The sequence below is a fragment of the Mesorhizobium sp. M0664 genome, assembly GCF_040320565.1.
Lineage (GTDB): Bacteria > Pseudomonadota > Alphaproteobacteria > Rhizobiales > Rhizobiaceae > Mesorhizobium.
Genome location: NZ_JAMYPW010000063.1, coordinates 12,376 through 27,660, shown reverse-complemented (window position 1 = coordinate 27,660; position 15,285 = coordinate 12,376). Strand labels below are relative to the sequence as shown.

Annotated in this window: 16 protein-coding genes; 2 read left to right on the top strand and 14 right to left on the bottom strand. The window is 62.5% G+C overall.

The window, feature by feature from the left end; translation table 11 throughout:
- Positions 1-173: 173 nt before the first annotated feature.
- The 8 genes from NKI39_RS31585 to NKI39_RS31550 form a co-directional block, all read right to left on the bottom strand.
- On the bottom strand, positions 174-713 hold the full coding sequence (locus NKI39_RS31585) for an NADH-quinone oxidoreductase subunit B family protein (RefSeq protein ID WP_352836791.1): 540 nt from the start codon (positions 711-713) through the stop codon (positions 174-176).
- A gap of 12 nt (positions 714-725) precedes the next feature.
- The gene (locus NKI39_RS31580; RefSeq protein WP_352682058.1) at positions 726-2,243 is read right to left on the bottom strand and encodes a hydrogenase large subunit; all 1,518 of its coding nucleotides are present in this window, start codon (positions 2,241-2,243) and stop codon (positions 726-728) included.
- A gap of 18 nt (positions 2,244-2,261) precedes the next feature.
- Positions 2,262-3,713 (bottom strand): hydrogenase 4 subunit F, encoded by a 1,452-nt coding sequence (locus tag NKI39_RS31575; RefSeq protein ID WP_352685371.1) that lies wholly within the window; start codon positions 3,711-3,713, stop codon positions 2,262-2,264.
- Positions 3,710-4,372 (bottom strand): hydrogenase-4 component E, encoded by a 663-nt coding sequence (locus NKI39_RS31570; protein WP_023675519.1) that lies wholly within the window; start codon positions 4,370-4,372, stop codon positions 3,710-3,712. Before NKI39_RS31570 ends, NKI39_RS31575 begins: the two co-directional genes overlap by 4 nt.
- Entirely contained in the window at positions 4,372-5,328 is a 957-nt protein-coding gene (locus NKI39_RS31565) for a respiratory chain complex I subunit 1 family protein (protein WP_023675520.1), read from the bottom strand. Before NKI39_RS31565 ends, NKI39_RS31570 begins: the two co-directional genes overlap by 1 nt.
- On the bottom strand, positions 5,319-7,340 hold the full coding sequence (hyfB, locus tag NKI39_RS31560) for a hydrogenase 4 subunit B (protein ID WP_502898642.1): 2,022 nt from the start codon (positions 7,338-7,340) through the stop codon (positions 5,319-5,321). Before hyfB ends, NKI39_RS31565 begins: the two co-directional genes overlap by 10 nt.
- Positions 7,337-7,651 carry a helix-turn-helix domain-containing protein gene (locus tag NKI39_RS31555; RefSeq protein ID WP_023675522.1) on the bottom strand — a complete coding sequence of 105 codons (315 nt, stop codon included), beginning with the start codon at positions 7,649-7,651 and terminating at the stop codon, positions 7,337-7,339. Before NKI39_RS31555 ends, hyfB begins: the two co-directional genes overlap by 4 nt.
- A 456-nt stretch (positions 7,652-8,107) precedes the next feature.
- Positions 8,108-8,257, bottom strand: a complete 150-nt coding sequence (locus NKI39_RS31550; RefSeq protein WP_352469632.1) for a hypothetical protein — start codon at positions 8,255-8,257, stop codon at positions 8,108-8,110.
- Between the two features lie 83 nt (positions 8,258-8,340).
- On the opposite strand from NKI39_RS31550, the gene NKI39_RS31545 reads away from it, so the two are divergent.
- Positions 8,341-9,144: an ABC transporter permease gene (locus NKI39_RS31545; RefSeq protein ID WP_352612811.1), complete on the top strand. Its 804-nt coding sequence runs from the start codon at positions 8,341-8,343 to the stop codon at positions 9,142-9,144.
- 369 nt (positions 9,145-9,513) lie between these two features.
- Here the strand turns inward: NKI39_RS31545 and hpaH are convergent, their stop codons facing one another.
- The 5 genes from hpaH to NKI39_RS31520 are packed head-to-tail and all read right to left on the bottom strand — an operon-like array spanning position 9,514 to position 14,132.
- Positions 9,514-10,320 (bottom strand): 2-oxo-hept-4-ene-1,7-dioate hydratase, encoded by an 807-nt coding sequence (hpaH, locus tag NKI39_RS31540; RefSeq protein WP_352836788.1) that lies wholly within the window; start codon positions 10,318-10,320, stop codon positions 9,514-9,516.
- Positions 10,317-11,192, bottom strand: a complete 876-nt coding sequence (locus NKI39_RS31535) for a fumarylacetoacetate hydrolase family protein (RefSeq protein ID WP_352836785.1) — start codon at positions 11,190-11,192, stop codon at positions 10,317-10,319. Before NKI39_RS31535 ends, hpaH begins: the two co-directional genes overlap by 4 nt.
- 25 nt (positions 11,193-11,217) lie before the next feature.
- The gene (gene hpaD / locus NKI39_RS31530; protein ID WP_352469637.1) at positions 11,218-12,198 is read right to left on the bottom strand and encodes a 3,4-dihydroxyphenylacetate 2,3-dioxygenase; all 981 of its coding nucleotides are present in this window, start codon (positions 12,196-12,198) and stop codon (positions 11,218-11,220) included.
- A gap of 15 nt (positions 12,199-12,213) precedes the next feature.
- Positions 12,214-13,731, bottom strand: a complete 1,518-nt coding sequence (gene hpaE / locus NKI39_RS31525; RefSeq protein WP_352836783.1) for a 5-carboxymethyl-2-hydroxymuconate semialdehyde dehydrogenase — start codon at positions 13,729-13,731, stop codon at positions 12,214-12,216.
- 14 nt (positions 13,732-13,745) lie between these two features.
- The gene (locus NKI39_RS31520; RefSeq protein ID WP_352503132.1) at positions 13,746-14,132 is read right to left on the bottom strand and encodes a 5-carboxymethyl-2-hydroxymuconate Delta-isomerase; all 387 of its coding nucleotides are present in this window, start codon (positions 14,130-14,132) and stop codon (positions 13,746-13,748) included.
- A 224-nt stretch (positions 14,133-14,356) separates the two neighbouring features.
- Between NKI39_RS31520 and hpaR the strand changes: the two genes are divergently transcribed.
- A complete protein-coding gene (gene hpaR, locus NKI39_RS31515; protein WP_352685406.1) occupies positions 14,357-14,767 on the top strand; it encodes a homoprotocatechuate degradation operon regulator HpaR in 411 nt (136 codons plus the stop codon).
- 6 nt (positions 14,768-14,773) lie between these two features.
- On the opposite strand, the gene NKI39_RS31510 is transcribed toward hpaR, so the two are convergent.
- A complete protein-coding gene (locus tag NKI39_RS31510) occupies positions 14,774-15,283 on the bottom strand; it encodes a flavin reductase (RefSeq protein WP_352836781.1) in 510 nt (169 codons plus the stop codon).
- Between the last annotated feature and the right edge of the window lie 2 nt (positions 15,284-15,285).

Below are 15,285 nucleotides of genomic sequence, written 5' to 3'. Positions count from 1 at the left end.
TCCGCTAAACACGGGGGCTGCGCGGCGGACACGCCGACGTCAACGCAATGCCACGCCATTTTGCAGAACTTGACGCACACAACTAGAGGTTGGCTGATGCCCCTAAACTCACGGCTACGCATTGGTTGGATCTATGCAGCGACAAGGCCAACCTTGGCAAAGCCTCTACATGGTCACCTTCGGGCAGCACCAGTCTTGGAATTCACGCCCTCAAGCAAGGCGAGCAGGCCTTTCAGAATTTCGATTGGCGGCGGCGGACAACCTGGAATGTGCAGATCGACAGGCAAGGCCTCGGACACTCCGCACACCACCGCATAGCTGCTGGAGAAACAGCCGCCATTGCCTGCGCAATCTCCCAGTGCGACCACCCATTTTGGGTTGGGGGTTGCGTCGTAGGTCAGCTTCAATGCCTCGCGCATGTTTTTTGTGACCGGCCCGGTGACGAGCAGTACATCGGCATGGCGCGGTGATGCGACGAACCGGATCCCAAAACGCTCGATGTCATAGAAGGCGTTGTTCAGCGCGTGCATCTCAAGTTCGCAGCCGTTGCAGGAACCGGCATCGACCGCCCGGATCGACAGGCTTCGCCCCAATCGTTTGTGAGCAGCCCCATCGAGCGCGCGTGCGAGTTCGTCGACTGCCGCGCTGCTTGCCAACGGCGGACGCTCGGTGAGAGGGGGGCGTATCAGGCTTTCAAAAAGAAGCTTGCGCATGACAGCGTGCCTTCAGAGATCATGGCCCGAATAAGAGCAGTTGAACGATTTGTTGCACAGCGGAAAGTCGGCAACGATGTTTCCTTCGATCGCCGCTTCAAGGAGCGGCCACTGAAACCATGACGGATCACGGAGGTGACAGCGCTCGACCAAGCCGCCCTTGCCAATGCGCAGCCAGGCCAGAATGTCGCCGCGAAAACCTTCGACGAGCGCCATGCCTTCATGCGATCGGTTTGTCTGCGCGAAATCGACGCGGATCGGTCCGTCTGGCAGTTGTCGCAGGACTTGTTCGATCAGGGACAGGCTCTGTTCGACCTCGTGGATACGAATCCATACACGGGCGTTCACATCGCCTTCCTGGAGGAGAGGTACATCGAAGGCGAGTTCGCCATAGGGTGGATAAGCGAGATTGCGTCGGGCATCGAAGTCCCGACCGGAGGCCCGGCCAACGTAGCCTCCGGCGCGATATTGACGAGCGAGTTCCACCTTCAGCCGGCCAGTTGCGACAGTCCGATCCTGCAGCGACGCCGTGTTGTCGTAGAGCTCGACCAGCGCGGGAAACCGCTGCCTGATCTCTGCGATCAGGGACCTGAGCGCTGTCGTGCCCTCATCGCTCAGGAAGCTTGCCACGCCTCCGGGCACGATGCAGTCGCGCATCAAACGGTGACCGAAGGCAGCATCGCTTGCCCGCAATACGCGCTCACGCAGCACCCCACAGTGGGCATGCATGAGCGCGAAGGCGGCATCATTGCAGATTGCGCCGATGTCGCCCAGATGATTGGCCAGGCGCTCCAACTCGGCCATGAGCGCTCGCAGCCAGACCGCGCGTGGGGGAACCTGGACACCCAGCGCCGCCTCGACCGCGCGGGCAAAAGCGAGGGAGTATGCCACGGTACTGTCGCCAGAGGTTCTGCCCGCCAATTTGGCTGCACGGTCGATGTCGGACCCCGCCATCAGGCCTTCTATACCCTTGTGCGCGTATCCGAGGCGCTGCTCCAGCCGGACGACCGTTTCACCGCTCGCCGTGAACCGGAAATGGCCCGGCTCGATGATGCCGGCATGCACGGGCCCGACTGGGATCTGATGCAGGCTCTCCCCCTCGGCAGGCAGGAAACTGTACGGGAAGGCAGTCGCAGCAGACGTCCGGACGCGGGTACTCAACGGATAGCTGACACCCCAGTGGCCATGATCAAGCCACCGTCTCATATCAGGCGCGCCTTGTGGCAGGAGCCCGAACAGGTCAGCAGCCGCACGTTCGAGCCGCAATGCGGGCGGATGCAGCCGGCCGACCGATGGGTAGCGGCCACTGGGGCATTCCAGGCTGACGACGCCGATGTCCCCGGCGCTTTCATCGAGAAGTGCCATGTGGACGGCGCCTGGCTCACCCCATAGGCCGAGCAAGCTCCAGTGGCCCTCGGCCAGTTGCTCGACGGCAAAGCCCCATTTTTTCGGAGTCACCACGGCGCGCGACCACGGGAAATGATTTTCGACACGTTGGCCAGCAAGGATGAGGTCGATCAGCGCGGGCATGCTCTTTCTCTCCTCTGCTCACCCCAGGATACTTGCGACGTGCTGGAACCATGTGACCAGCGGTGGCGGCAGATAGATGCCGGCGGCAAACACCAACGCCAAGTGGGAATACATCGGAATGTAGGACGCCTCGGCGGGTGCAGTGCTGCCGCGCGGTTCGCCGAAAGCGACGCCGGTCAGTCGAAGCAGCAGGGCGCCGAAAGCGAGCAGAATCCCGAAAACCAAGGGCATCGCCAAAAGAGGGTGTCTTGCAAATGTCGAACTCACGACCAGGAATTCGCTCATGAAGATACCGAGCGGAGGGAGGCCGGCAATGGCAACGACGCCGATGACGAGCGCCCAGCCAAGGGCAGGATGTGTTTCCGTCAGTCCCCGGATTTCGGCGATGTTCTGTGTCCCCTTGACCTGGGCAATGTGGCCGACCGTGAAAAAGATCGCCGACTTGGTCAGGCTGTGCATGACCATGTGCAGCAGCCCGGCAAAATTGGCGAGCGGGCCTCCTATGCCGAAGGCGAACACGATGATGCCCATGTGCTCGATCGAGGAGTACGCGAACAGGCGTTTGATGTCGCGGCGGCGGTAGAGCATGAAGGCCGCGAAGACAAGCGACGTCAGTCCCATCGTGATCATCAATGGCCCAGGTGCGATCGCTTCCGGGCTTGCCGCGAGCAATAGCTTGAAGCGCAGCACGGCATAGAGTGCGACGTTTAACAGCAAGCCCGACAGCACTGCGGAAATCGGCGTTGGACCCTCAGCATGCGCGTCTGGCAGCCAGGCATGTAAGGGCGCAAGGCCGACCTTCGTCCCGTAGCCGAGCAGCAGAAAGATGAAGGCGACATTGAGCAGAGCCGGATCGAAGCGCGCGGCGTGAGCGATGAGCACCGTCCAGACCATCGCATTCGTCCCCTCGCCAACAACCGGCTGTGCAGCCATGTAGACGAGGATGGTGCCGAACAGTGCGAGCGCGATGCCGACGCTGCCCAGAATGAAATATTTCCAGGCTGCCTCCAGCGCTTCGTGCGTGCGGTAGATGCCGACCATGAGCACGGTGGTCAGCGTGGCAAGCTCCACCGCCACCCACATCAAGCCAATATTGTTGGACACGAACGCCAGGTTCATGCCGAACATCATGACCTGGTACATTGCGTGATAAAACCGCAAGTTCGGGACTGTCAGCCGCCCGGTCTCCAGTTCGTGGGCAATGTAGGAAGCGCTGAAGACGCTGGTGGTGAAGCCGACGAATGTGTTGAGCACGATGAAGACGATATTGAGATCGTCGACGAGCAGATACTGCCCAGGCTGCGGGCGGTCGGTGACAAGAAGCGACAGTGCGGCGAGCAAGGTCAGCAAGCTCGCAGCGACATTGACGCCCGCCGATATCCGGTATTTCGGCAGCGCCGCCAGAAGTGCGGCCGCGAAGACCGGTATCAGCAAAATGGCGGCCACCGCATCGAGGGAAAACGCGGTCAACGGTGTTCTCCCCTGTAGTCGTCGAGCGCGCCGACATCCACCGAGTCGAACCTCTCGCGGATGCGGAACAGGAAGACTCCGATGACGATGAAGGCGATAAGGATCGAGAAGGCGACACTGATCTCGACGACCAGAGGCATGCCCTTGGCCCCCGTGGCGGCGAGGACCAGACCGTTCTCGAGCGACATGAATCCGACAACTTGGCTGACGGCGTTGCGGCGGGTGACCATCACCAGCAGCCCCAGCAAAATGATGGACAGCGCGAAAGCCAGGTCCTCGCGGGCGAGGGGATCAGCCTCGGGAGTGACGCGCAGCATCAGGACCATGGACAGGGTCACCAGGCCTATCCCCGCAAGCATCGTCGTACCGATGCCGACGGCGGTCTCGACGTCACGATGGATGCCGAGCCGCTGAATGATGCGATGAAGCCCGACAGGAATGACGATCGCCTTGAAGACGAGGGCGATTGCCGCCGTGACGTAGAGATGATGCGCGTCCTGAATGTATGCCTGCCAAGCTACGGACAGGGCCAGCACGATTGCATGAAGCGCAAAAACGTTGATCAGAGCAAAGAGGCGATCCTGATACAGCATCATGAAACTGACCAGCACCAGGCCGCCGGCGAGCAGGTGAGCGATGTCGAAGGTGAGGCCGTTCATCAGAGGCTCCGTGAGACGAACAGCAGGAGCGTGCCGAGCAGGGCCAGCATCAGCGCTGCCCCGAGGAAATCCGGGACGCGGAAGACGCGCATCTTGGCGATGGCAGTCTCAAACACGGCGAGGAGAACGCCACAGACGGCAAGCTTGCCGACATAGGCGACGACACCCGGAGCAAGGGATTCCAGTCCTGCACCGGCGCTCGCCAGTCCCCAAGGTAGGAAGACGCAGGAAATCAGCGACACATAGAGCAGAAGCTTGAGGAAGGCGGCAAACTCGATCATCGCCAGATGGCGACCGGAATATTCCAGCACCATCGCCTCATGAACCATGGTGAGTTCCAGATGGGTCGATGGGTTGTCCACGGGTATGCGGGCGTTTTCGGCGATCGCCACCATCACGAGGGCGATGAGCGACATCCCGAGCGACACCCGCAAGCCAACCTCCGGTGACCCCATGAAGGCGGCGACCGTTGAGAGTTGCGTAGCACCCGCGACGAGCGCCAGGCTGAACACGATGAGCAGCATGGCGGGTTCGGCCAGCGAAGCGATCATCACCTCGCGGCTCGAGCCGATGCCGCCGAAGCTCGTGCCGACGTCCATGCCTGCCAGCGCCAGGAAGAACCGGGCGCTTCCCAGCAGTGCGACAATGGCTATGAGATCGGCGGTCCAACTGAATGTGAGGCCGGCGGCGAATGTCGGGATGAGCGCCGCGCCGACCCAGGTGGTGGCAAAGATCAGATAGGGCGTCACGCGAAACAGCCAGGATGCGTTGTCCGCCAGAACGACTTCCTTGCGCATCAGCCGCAAGAGATCGCGGTAAGGTTGGATCAGGGAAGGACCCTGGCGGCGCAAGAGCCGTGCCTTCACCTTGCGCACGAATCCGGTCAGGAGCGGCGCCAGCAAAAGCACCAGCGCCATCTGCGCGCCTTGAACGGCCAACTCGAGAATCACGGCCATAGTGCGAGCACCAGGAGCAGGACAATGAGAAAGAGAAAGACGAGGGTCAGGTAGCGCCTGATCGTCAGGAACTGCAGATGGTTGAGGTGGTCGGTCGCAAAGTCGAGGGCCCGGCCGATAGGCAGGTACAGCGTCTCCCAGATCACATCATGCATTTCGACATTCAGACGAGCCGGACCGGTCTCGCCAGGTGCCGGCATTTCGACGGTTTCCCTTGCACGGAATACGAACGTGCCGAAGACGCGGCGGATAGGCTGCGCGAAGCTGACGGCCGTGTACTGCGAGCTCGGGACCACATCCGGGAAGCCACAACCCCAGGCGGGACCCCGACGGAGTGCATGTGATGCAAAGCGATGGATCACATATGCCGCAGCGGATGCGGAAAAGGCGATGAACAGGAACACCAACAGGCCGTTGTAGGAACTGCGGCTCGCTGCAATCGGCACGATAGACAGCCAGGGCTGGGCCACCTGCACAGGCATCCGACTGCCGATCAGTGGCAGTGTCACCGATGAGAGGCCGTCTATCACAAGACCGGGCAGAATGCCGGCCAGGAGACAAAGGGCAGCGAGAATGAACATTGCCGCCAGCGAGTAGCGGTCGACCTCATGCGCCAGTTCCACCGCGGCCGAGCGTGGCCGGCCGAGGAATGCAATCCCGAACGCCTTTACAAAGCAGGCCGCGGCCAGTGCCGCTGACAGCGCCAGCAGACCGCCAACGGCGGGCACCATGACCTTCAGTCCCCATTGTGGCAGATCGGGGCTCTGCAATATGGCCTGAAAGGCCAGCCATTCGGAGACGAAGCCGTTGAAGGGTGGAAGTGCCGAGATCGCGACGCAACCGACGAGAAAGGCAAAACTTGTAAAGGGCATGCGGTGGATGAGACCGCCCAGCTTCTCCATATCCCGCTCTCCGGTTGCCGTCAGCACGGCGCCCGCGCCGAAAAACAGCAGGCTCTTGAAAAAGGAATGGTTGAGGACGTGGAACAGCGCGGCGGTGAGCGCCAGCGCTGCAGCCGATGGCATGGCGTTCGCCTTGAAAGCGAGCGCGAGACCAAGGCTTACGAAGATGACGCCGATGTTTTCAATGGTGCTATAGGCAAGCAGTCGCTTCAGGTCCTTTTCCATCAGCGCGTAGAGGATGCCGAGAACCGCCGTCAGCCCGCCAAGGAAAAGCACGGCAACGCCCGACCACCATGCCGGCTCACCGAGCAGATCGAAAATAACGCGTATGAAGCCATAGACTGCGACCTTGGTCATCACGCCGCTCATGAGAGCCGAGACGTGGCTTGGCGCGGCCGGATGGGCGAGTGGCAGCCAGACGTGCAGCGGGACGAGTCCGGCCTTGGAGCCGGCGCCCAGCAGCATGAGAACCAGGACGAAAGCAGCGGCGAACGGGGTGGGATCGGCGGCTCGCATCGCGTCGAATGTGTAGGTTCCATCGGATCCGGCGAGCAGGCCGAACGCAAGCAGCAGCGCGAGTGTGCCGAAGCTCGCCATCACGAGATAGATGTAGCCCGCCCGCGCATTGTCCTGCTTGCGATGGTGCGCCATGACGAGCGCCCAGGAGGCGAGCGACATGAATTCCCAGGAAAGCAGGAAAGTGAAGGCGTCGTCGGCCACCACGACAAGGTTCATTCCGGCTAGGAAAGCCGGGAAGAACGGCAGCACCCGATGCGGCGCAGACTCATGCCTGCCGTAGCCGAGGCCATAAAGACTGGCCATGGAGCCGCCGAAGTTGACGACGATGAGGAAGAAAGTCGACAGCGCATCCAAACGGAAATGAGCGCCAATCCATGGCAATCCAAGAGGCAACGCCACAGTCGACGGGGTGACGGGATTGTCGGCGATGCGGCTCGCGAGAACCATGAGCACGGCCGCCGATATACCTAGCGTCAAGCCGTAGATCAGGCGTGTTCCCAAGTCGGATCTGCGGCTTTCCGCAATCGCAAGCACCGCAGTCCCCAGGAGCGCAGCGACGCCCCACAGGAGGACCGCGGCCCCCGAAATCACGCCACGCTCCTCACGGGGAGTTTGGCATCCGTATCGACTCCGCCAAGGATTTTGGCGGGGTCAAAATCCGCTTTCAGTCGCACGCCGCGCCCGCCGATTTGGCTGGAGGCGCCTTCAGCGATCAATTCCACGCCGGCGAGGTCAAGTGCCCCGATCAGCTTCATGAGAGAATCGACGTTACCCCGAATAATCGACTCGCTGGCTTCCATGCGTTGAATTGTCGGCACGGAAAGACCGGACAATTCGGCAAGCCTGCGCTGGTCGATGCCAAGGAGCGCCCTCGCGGCACGCAACTGTGGAGCAGTTATCACGGTCGCATCCCCCTTTTTGATCAGCTTTGAGATATTATCTCTACGTCTTGCAGCATATATTAAAATGCGGCGCATTCAATTAGTGATGCGTGACGCATCTGTATTGAGGCTGTAGAAAACCGGGCGATACGCCCTGCCTCGAACCAAAGCCATGCGGCCATTCCCGTCACGGCCAGTCTTGTCGCCAGCCATCTCGGATTTGCGCGTGATGGGGCTGGCAATGGGCCCTTATCTCGGCCGGCCACTCGATTGGAGCCGCCGCGGGCGCGTCGGCTATCTCTTCGACCTCACTCTACGCTATGAGTGGGTATGGCTGAGTTCGCTTGCTCTTGTCGTTGGGCCGATCTCATCGTGTTCGTGCTTCAGGATCGGCCAAAACAGATAGCTGCCGAAATCCAGGAACAGCGCCTTCGCGAATGTGCTGCCAAATCTGGCATGCGGCAAAGCTCTGCAGCGCTACTGCCAAAGCCGCCTCATGCGAACGGAGACGTCCTCCAGGACTGGCATGGAGGCCAGCACGAGGAGAATGGCCGCCAGAAACAACGTCGCCGCGAAGCCGACATGCTTGAAACCCACAGCGCCGACGACGCCGCCGAGAAAGAACAATGCTGGTCGTCACGCTCTCGCTTTATGCCATCCAGAACGCGCTGCTCAGCCGCAGCGGCGCCGGTCTGCGCTAGGAGGCCCGGATGTCCTCCCCGCGATCAACCACCACCAGCCGGCTTGGCCGCTTCGGCCTCGGGCTGACGGCCATGATGGTGCTGGCTTTCCTCATGGCGCCGCTGATCATCATCGTGCTGTTCTCGTTCAAGAGCAGCGGCGATTTCACCTTTCCCATCACCGGCTGGTCGCTGAAATGGTACCGCGAGTTCTTCTCGATGCAGACCTGGATGGATGCCCTGCGCAACAGCCTGGTTCTGGCTGTCTCGACGACACTTTTGGCGACGCCGCTAGGCACCATGGCCGCGCTCGGCCTCGCGGCGCCTAATCTGCCAGGTCGGCGCACGATCTCCGCCTTGCTGCTGGTGCCGATGATCGCGCCGGTGGTCATCGTCGGCGTCGGCATGTATTTCGTCTTCTCGATGGCCGGCCTGACCGCGACCCTTCCCGGCCTCATCCTCGGCCATACCTCGCTCGCCGTTCCCTTCGTCGTGGTGACCGTCTCGGCCGTTCTCACCGGTCTCGACAGGCGGCTGCTCTGGGCGGCCGCCAGCATGGGGGCGCCACCCTTCCTCACCTTCCGCAAAGTCACGCTTCCGGTCATTCTGCCGGGCATCGCGTCGGGCGCGCTGTTTGCCTTCGCCACCTCGCTCGACGAAGTCGTGGTGACGATGTTCCTCGCCGGTCCCGGACAACGCACCTTGCCGCGCGAGATGTTCACCATCGCGCGCGACACGCTGACGCCGACCATCGCGGCTGCTGCCACAGTGCTGATCGCCGCCTCGATCGTTTTGCTGATTGCGTCCACAGCGCTCGGCCGCTCGAATCGATAGCGCCGGCCGTCCCGACAAGGAACCCCTCGGCTTCTGGCCACGGGTTTGTCGATCAAACGCATGTTGCCCAAAACTGCACAGCGGCTCGGGACAGCGGCTCGGATTGAAACAGGAGCGCAAAAGCGCGTCAGCGGATCGTGGTCTATCGCGTAATAAAGCCTTTCAGGAACGCGGCCAGCGATGGAAGTCGAGTTAATCCTGATCGTCCAGCAAAGCGATGGCATCGAACGGTTGTTCGCGCGGCACCCGGATTTCGGCGCCGATACTTTGAAGGCTGGCAAGGAGTGCCGACACCCTTTCGGGCTCTTCCGGGTTCTGTTTCAGCACGCCGCCGGCAAGTCGGGTCAGCGGGCTATGGAGGAATTGCCGCTAGCGGGCAAAGGTGATGCGGATCGCTCCATAGGGTCCGAAATCGGCAGCGATAGTGTCACTGTGGCGACACTCCACGGGCCGGATGAACGAGCCCGACAGCACGACCTGTCCGGCGGATATCTGCATGCCGTACTGATGCAGCCGGTTGGCCAGCCAGGCGATGCCCTTCGCCGGATGATCGAGCACCCCGGCGCCGAGCCCGGTCTCTTCGACCTCGCCATTGCGCGACAGGATGGCGCCGATCCAGCGCAGGTCGGCCTCGCGCGGTCCGGCACGACGGCCGCCGACGACGACGCCGGCATTGGCGGCATTGTCGGAGATGGTGTCGAAGAAGGTCCGTATCCTGCCGCTCTCCTTGTTGACGCGCTCGATACGGGTGTCGAGGATCTCCAGCGCCGGCGTGATGTAGTCGGTGGCGTCGAGCACGTCGTCGATCGACACGTCCGGACCGGCCAGCGACGCCTTCATGACGAAGGCGATCTCGGCCTCGATGCGCGGCTGGATGAAGCGGCCGGCTGGAACGGTGCCGCCGTCATCGAAGAACATGTCGTCGAACAGCACACCGGAATCCGGAATGTCGATGGCGAGCGCCGACTGCATCGCCTTGGAGGTCAGGCCGATCTTCCAGCCTTTGATCGTCAGGCCCGAGGCCACTTTTCGTTTCACCAGCGCCGCCTGGACGAGATAGGCGTCATCCATCGTCGCCCCGGGGAAATCGAGGCTGAGCAGCCTGATCTGGCGGCGGTCGCGCTCGGCCTCGAACAGCCTCGCGGCCGCGTCGTCGACCTGTTCCGGCGTCATCATCGACCGGTCCCTTCGTCGACGACGCCGTTGCTGAGCAAGCCAATGCCGTCGGCCTCGACCTCGATCACATCGCCCGGCTTCAGCCAGATTGGCGGGTCGAACCGGGCGCCGGCGCCGGTCGGCGTGCCGGTGACGATGATGTCGCCCGGCGCCAGCGTGGTGAAGGTCGAGATGTAGTTGATGATCTTGCGGAAGGAAAAGATCATGCGGCCGGTGCGGTCCTGCTGGCGAACCTCGCCATTGACGCGCGTGGTCAGCGCGATGTCGGCGATCTGTGCCTCGTCGGTGAACGGCACCAGCCAGGGGCCGATAGAGCCGGTCAGGTCGAAGTTCTTGCCCTGGGTGACATTGAACTTGGCGTGGCGCACCCAGTCGCGGATGGTGCCCTCGTTGCAGAGCGAAAGTGCTGCGATATGGCCCAGCGCATCCGCCTCGGCGATCCTGCGGCCGCCCTTGCCGATGACGATGACGATCTCGCCCTCATAATCGAGCTGCGGCGATTCCGACGGCCGCACGAGGGGCCTGCCATGGCCGACGAAGGAGCGCGGGAAGCGGATGAACAGCGACGGGTTCGAGGGTGCGGCCTGTCCGTCCTTGTACTCCTCGTTGCGGTCCGGATAGTTGACGCCGACGCAGATGATCTTTTCGGGCGAGGGGACGGGTATCTCGTAGGCGATGGCGTCGAGCGGGAAATCGGCGGCGAAAGCGTCCGCCTCTTCCGTCAGCCGTCGCAGTGCGCCGGCCTCTATCACCTCGCGCAAACTCGGCCACTGTGCGTGTCGCGCCGACAGGTCGACGCCGCCCTTGTCGGTGATTGCGCCGTAGCGCGTTTTGCCGCCAACGGTGAAGGTGGCGAGACGTGCCGCGCTCATTTGTTTCCCCTGCAGTTAGCCGACGTCACGGCGCGACGATCGGCGAGGCCGCCAGATCGGACTTGCGCGGCTCGACGCCGGCAAAAGTGCTGCCTTCCTCGAACCAGCTCTTCGGCGCCGGTGCGCCCCACAGCGTCTGGCGCTGCGGGTCCTTGAGGTCCCATTTGATCGGCTCTAGGTCGGGATCTACCGTCTGGTAGTCCGAGCAATAGATCTCGATGCGGTGATTGTCGGGATCACGGATATAGAGGAAGAAGGCGTTGGAGATGCCGTGCCGGCCGGGGCCGCGCTCGATGTTCGGCAGCCAGCCGGTGGTGGCCATCAGGTCGAGCAGATCGATGATGTTGAGCGGTGTCGGCACCCAGAAGGCGACGTGGTGCAGGCGTGGGCCAATGCCGTTGGTGAAGGCGATGTCGTGGACACCGCCCTTGCGGTGCGTCCATGCCGCCCAAAGTCTTCCGGTCGCGGCATCCTCCGTGTACTCGGTCACGCGGAAGCCGAGCTCGTTGTAGAACGCCACCGATTCATCGACATTGGGCGAGAAGCAGTTGAAGTGGTCGATGCGCAGCGGCTTGACGCCTTTGTACAGCGCATACTTCTGATGGATCGGCGGCAGCCGCTCCATTCTGGAATAGAATTCGAGCGGAATGCCGTGCGGGTCGCGGGTGCGGAAGGTACGCGACTGGTAGGGCCGCTCGACCCATTTCACAGGCAGACCCCTGGCTTTGAAGAAGTGCTCGGCCTTGTCGAGATCGTCGTCGGAAAACAGCTTGAAGCCGAGGTCGCGGGCTTCCGGCGCGGCACCTTTCCTGAGCACGATGCAATGGTGGCCGCGCTCTTCCATGGCGCGCAGATAGATGGCGTCCTTGGTCTCGTCGGTCACCTGCAGGCCGAGCGTGTCGACATAGAACGCGCGCGACTTACCGAGGTCCGTAACAGCCAGCTCGACGTGGCTGAGCCGCACGATGTTGAATGCCGGGTAGAGATTGGGTGTGGGCAAGGGCATCGTTGGGGTCTCCGGTCAGCCGCCGAGCTTCTGGATGGAATGCGGCGCCGTGGCGAACGCGATGTTCTTGGTTTCCATGTAGAAATCGAACGACCAGTCGCCGCCGTCGCGGCCGATGCCTGAGTTCTTGGCGCCGCCGAACGGCGTCGGCAGGTGGCGCACATTCTCCGAATTGACCCAGATCATGCCGGCGTCGAGCGCGTCGGTGAAGCGGAAGGCGCGGGTGACGTCCGAGGTCCAGAGATAGCCGGTCAGGCCGTATTGCGTGTCGTTGGCCAGCGCCAGCGCCTCGGCCTCGTCCTTGAACGAGATGGCGGTCAGCACGGGTCCGAATATCTCTTCCTGGGCGATGCGCATCTTGTTGGTGGCGCCGACGAACAGCGTCGGGCTGACATAGCAGCCGCCGCCCGGACCGGCGAACTTGCCGCCGCCGGCGGTGACGACAGCGCCTTCCGACTTGCCGATCTCGATATAGGACAGCACCTTTTCCTCATGCACCGGATGGATCAGTGGGCCAACCACGGTTTCGGGGTCGAGCGGATGGCCTATCCTGATGCGCTTGGCCTTCTCCGCCACCAGCGCGGTGAACTTGTCGTAGATGCTTTCCTCGACCAGCAGGCGTGAGGACGAGGTGCAGCGCTCGCCGTTCAGCGAATAGATCATGAAGACGGCAGCGTCGGCCGCCCGCTCCAGATCGGCATCGGCAAAGACGATGACCGGGTTCTTGCCGCCGAGTTCGAAATGCACGCGCTTCAGCGTGTCGGCACCCTGCTTCATGATCATCGAGCCGGTGCGGCTTTCGCCGACGAAGCCGATCGCCTTGATGTCGGGGTGTTCGGTCAGCGCTCTGCCGGCGTCCTCGCCAAAGCCGTTGACGAGGTTCCACACGCCCTTCGGCAGGCCGGCCTCCTCGGCGATCTCGACCAAAAGCCGCGCGGTCAGCGGCGAGAACTCGGCTGGCTTGTGGACGATCGTACAGCCGGCGGCGAGCGCCGGCGCGATCTTCCAGGTCGACAGCATGAAAGGTGTGTTCCACGGCGTGATCACGCCGACCGGGCCGACCGGCACGCGCGTCGTCATGTTGACCTGGTTCGGTGCGCGGATCGTGTGGCCGTCGCGGGCCTCCGGCGCGCGGTCGGCGTAGAAGCGGAAGTTCTCCGCGCCGCGCAGCGCTGCTTTGGCCATGAACTTCAATGACTGGCCGGTGTCCATGCATTCGACGAAAGCGATTTCCTCGGCCCGCGCGACGATGGCGTCGGCTATTTTGTGCAACTGCTTCTTGCGGGCGTCGCCTGATATCGCCGCCCAGTCGCGGAAGGCAGCCTTCGCCGCCTTGGCGGCGCGGTCGATGTCGGCGGCCTTGCCGCGTGCCACCTTGGCGATCGGCTTCAGGTCGATTGGCGACAGCGTCTCGTATGTCGAGCCGTCGGCGGCCGGCACGGTTTCGCCGCCGATCTGGTTGAGCACGCCAGCGCTTCTGAAGCGCTCGAGATAGGCCTCGGCCTTTCTCAGATTGTCGTCCAATGCCGCCATGATATGGGTTCCTGTCACTTGCCGCGCAGGCGCGGGTGGATGGCATTCTTCTTCCAGCTTAGTTCGGCATCGATCTCGCGGATCTCCAGCGACAGCGCGAAATGCGGCGTCGTGAACAGAGATGCGAGATGATCCGAAACAGTAGTGAAGATCGCCTCGCCGGTGCGTTTCTTTTCCTCGGCGCTGCGGCCCTTGCCGATGCGGAAGTTCATGTCGATGAACCCGTTCTCCGGGAGGCGATCGGCGATCGCGTATGCCTCGGCGCGAAAAGCGCGTACCCTCACCGCGCCATGTTCGAACAGGCCGGTTTCGAGGATGGTGCGAGCGACCAGCGTGCAAAGCGCGCTGATGTCGACCTTGGCGTCGAGATTCGCCGAATATTCGATCGCCATATGTGGCAAGGTTTCCTCCACCTTGTAATTAACATGTGAATTACATCTTGACGGCGGAATGTCAAGTGTCGTTCTCTATGCAGATACAGCTCTCGATGGTGGGATTGCCGCCCCCGGCGAAATCGCGGATATAGCTGCGATCCGAGTCTCATTGTGTGGTGCGAGTCGTACCGGAATTGGAATTTTTTGGAGACCTGACCTTGCTACCGCCCAGCACCCGCCGCTCCCTGCCCATGGCTCTGCTTCGCGCCCGCGAAGTGATCATGGCGCATTTCCGGCCGATGCTTGCCCGCCACGACATCACTGAGCAGCAGTGGCGCGTGCTGCGTGTGCTTGCCGAAGCCGGGCCGCTCGAGGCAACCGAACTTGCCCATCGCGCCTCGATCCTTCCGCCCAGCCTGACCCGCATCATCAAGGCGATGGAGGAACGGCAGTTCATCACCCGCAACAAGGTCAAGGATGACGGTCGCCGGGCGCTGCTCGCAATCAGCCCGGCCGGGCTGGCGCTGATCGAGGATTTGTCGCCCGAGCGCATCGCCATCTACGATGCGATCGAGCAGCGCTACGGCGCCGAACAGCATGAGCACCTGCTCGACCTGCTCGAAAACCTGATCCAGTCGGAATCATCCGAAAACCAGACTTGACAGCCTCTACCCGCCAAAACTGCCGAGTGCACTCGGCTGCGTGTAGTTGCGGCCGACATAGAGCAGCGCCGCCTCGTCGCTGCCGTGGCGGATGTCGACGACGCGGCCGAACATCACATTGTGCGTGCCAACCTTGTTCACGTCGCCGATCTCGCAATCGAAGCTGACGATGGCGTCGAGCAGCGCCGGCATGCCGGACGGCATGGTCTGCCATCTTGCCGCATTGTAGCGCTCGCCCATGTCGCGGATCGTACCGGCGAACTTTGCCGCCAGATGGGTGTGTAACTGCGTCAGCACGTTGACGCAGAAACGCTGGTTGGCGAGGAACAGGCCGGTCTGCGCCGAGCGCTCGTTCATGCACACAAGCAGCGTCGGCGGATCGTCGGAAACGCTGCACATGGCGGTCGCAGTGAAGCCGCCGCGGCCGGCCGGACCATCAGTCGTGACGATGTTGACCGGCGCACAGACCCGCGCCATCGCCTCACGGAACTCCAGCCTTGCAACTTGTGGCTCCATGG

Bases quoted from the DNA above. Each gene is read 5' to 3' on its own strand.
- hpaE (WP_352836783.1), bottom strand. From the start codon at position 13,731: ATGGCGGCATTGGACGACAATCTGAGAAAGGCCGAGGCCTATCTCGAG.
- NKI39_RS31570 (WP_023675519.1), bottom strand. From the start codon at position 4,372: ATGAACGGCCTCACCTTCGACATCGCTCACCTGCTCGCCGGCGGCCTG.
- NKI39_RS31535 (WP_352836785.1), bottom strand. From the start codon at position 11,192: ATGAGCGCGGCACGTCTCGCCACCTTCACCGTTGGCGGCAAAACGCGC.
- NKI39_RS31545 (WP_352612811.1), top strand. From the start codon at position 8,341: ATGTCCTCCCCGCGATCAACCACCACCAGCCGGCTTGGCCGCTTCGGC.
- hpaD (WP_352469637.1), bottom strand. From the start codon at position 12,198: ATGCCCTTGCCCACACCCAATCTCTACCCGGCATTCAACATCGTGCGG.
- hpaH (WP_352836788.1), bottom strand. From the start codon at position 10,320: ATGATGACGCCGGAACAGGTCGACGACGCGGCCGCGAGGCTGTTCGAG.
- hpaR (WP_352685406.1), top strand. From the start codon at position 14,357: ATGGCTCTGCTTCGCGCCCGCGAAGTGATCATGGCGCATTTCCGGCCG.
- NKI39_RS31585 (WP_352836791.1), bottom strand. From the start codon at position 713: ATGCGCAAGCTTCTTTTTGAAAGCCTGATACGCCCCCCTCTCACCGAG.
- NKI39_RS31580 (WP_352682058.1), bottom strand. From the start codon at position 2,243: ATGCCCGCGCTGATCGACCTCATCCTTGCTGGCCAACGTGTCGAAAAT.
- NKI39_RS31565 (WP_023675520.1), bottom strand. From the start codon at position 5,328: ATGGCCGTGATTCTCGAGTTGGCCGTTCAAGGCGCGCAGATGGCGCTG.
- NKI39_RS31510 (WP_352836781.1), bottom strand. From the start codon at position 15,283: ATGGAGCCACAAGTTGCAAGGCTGGAGTTCCGTGAGGCGATGGCGCGG.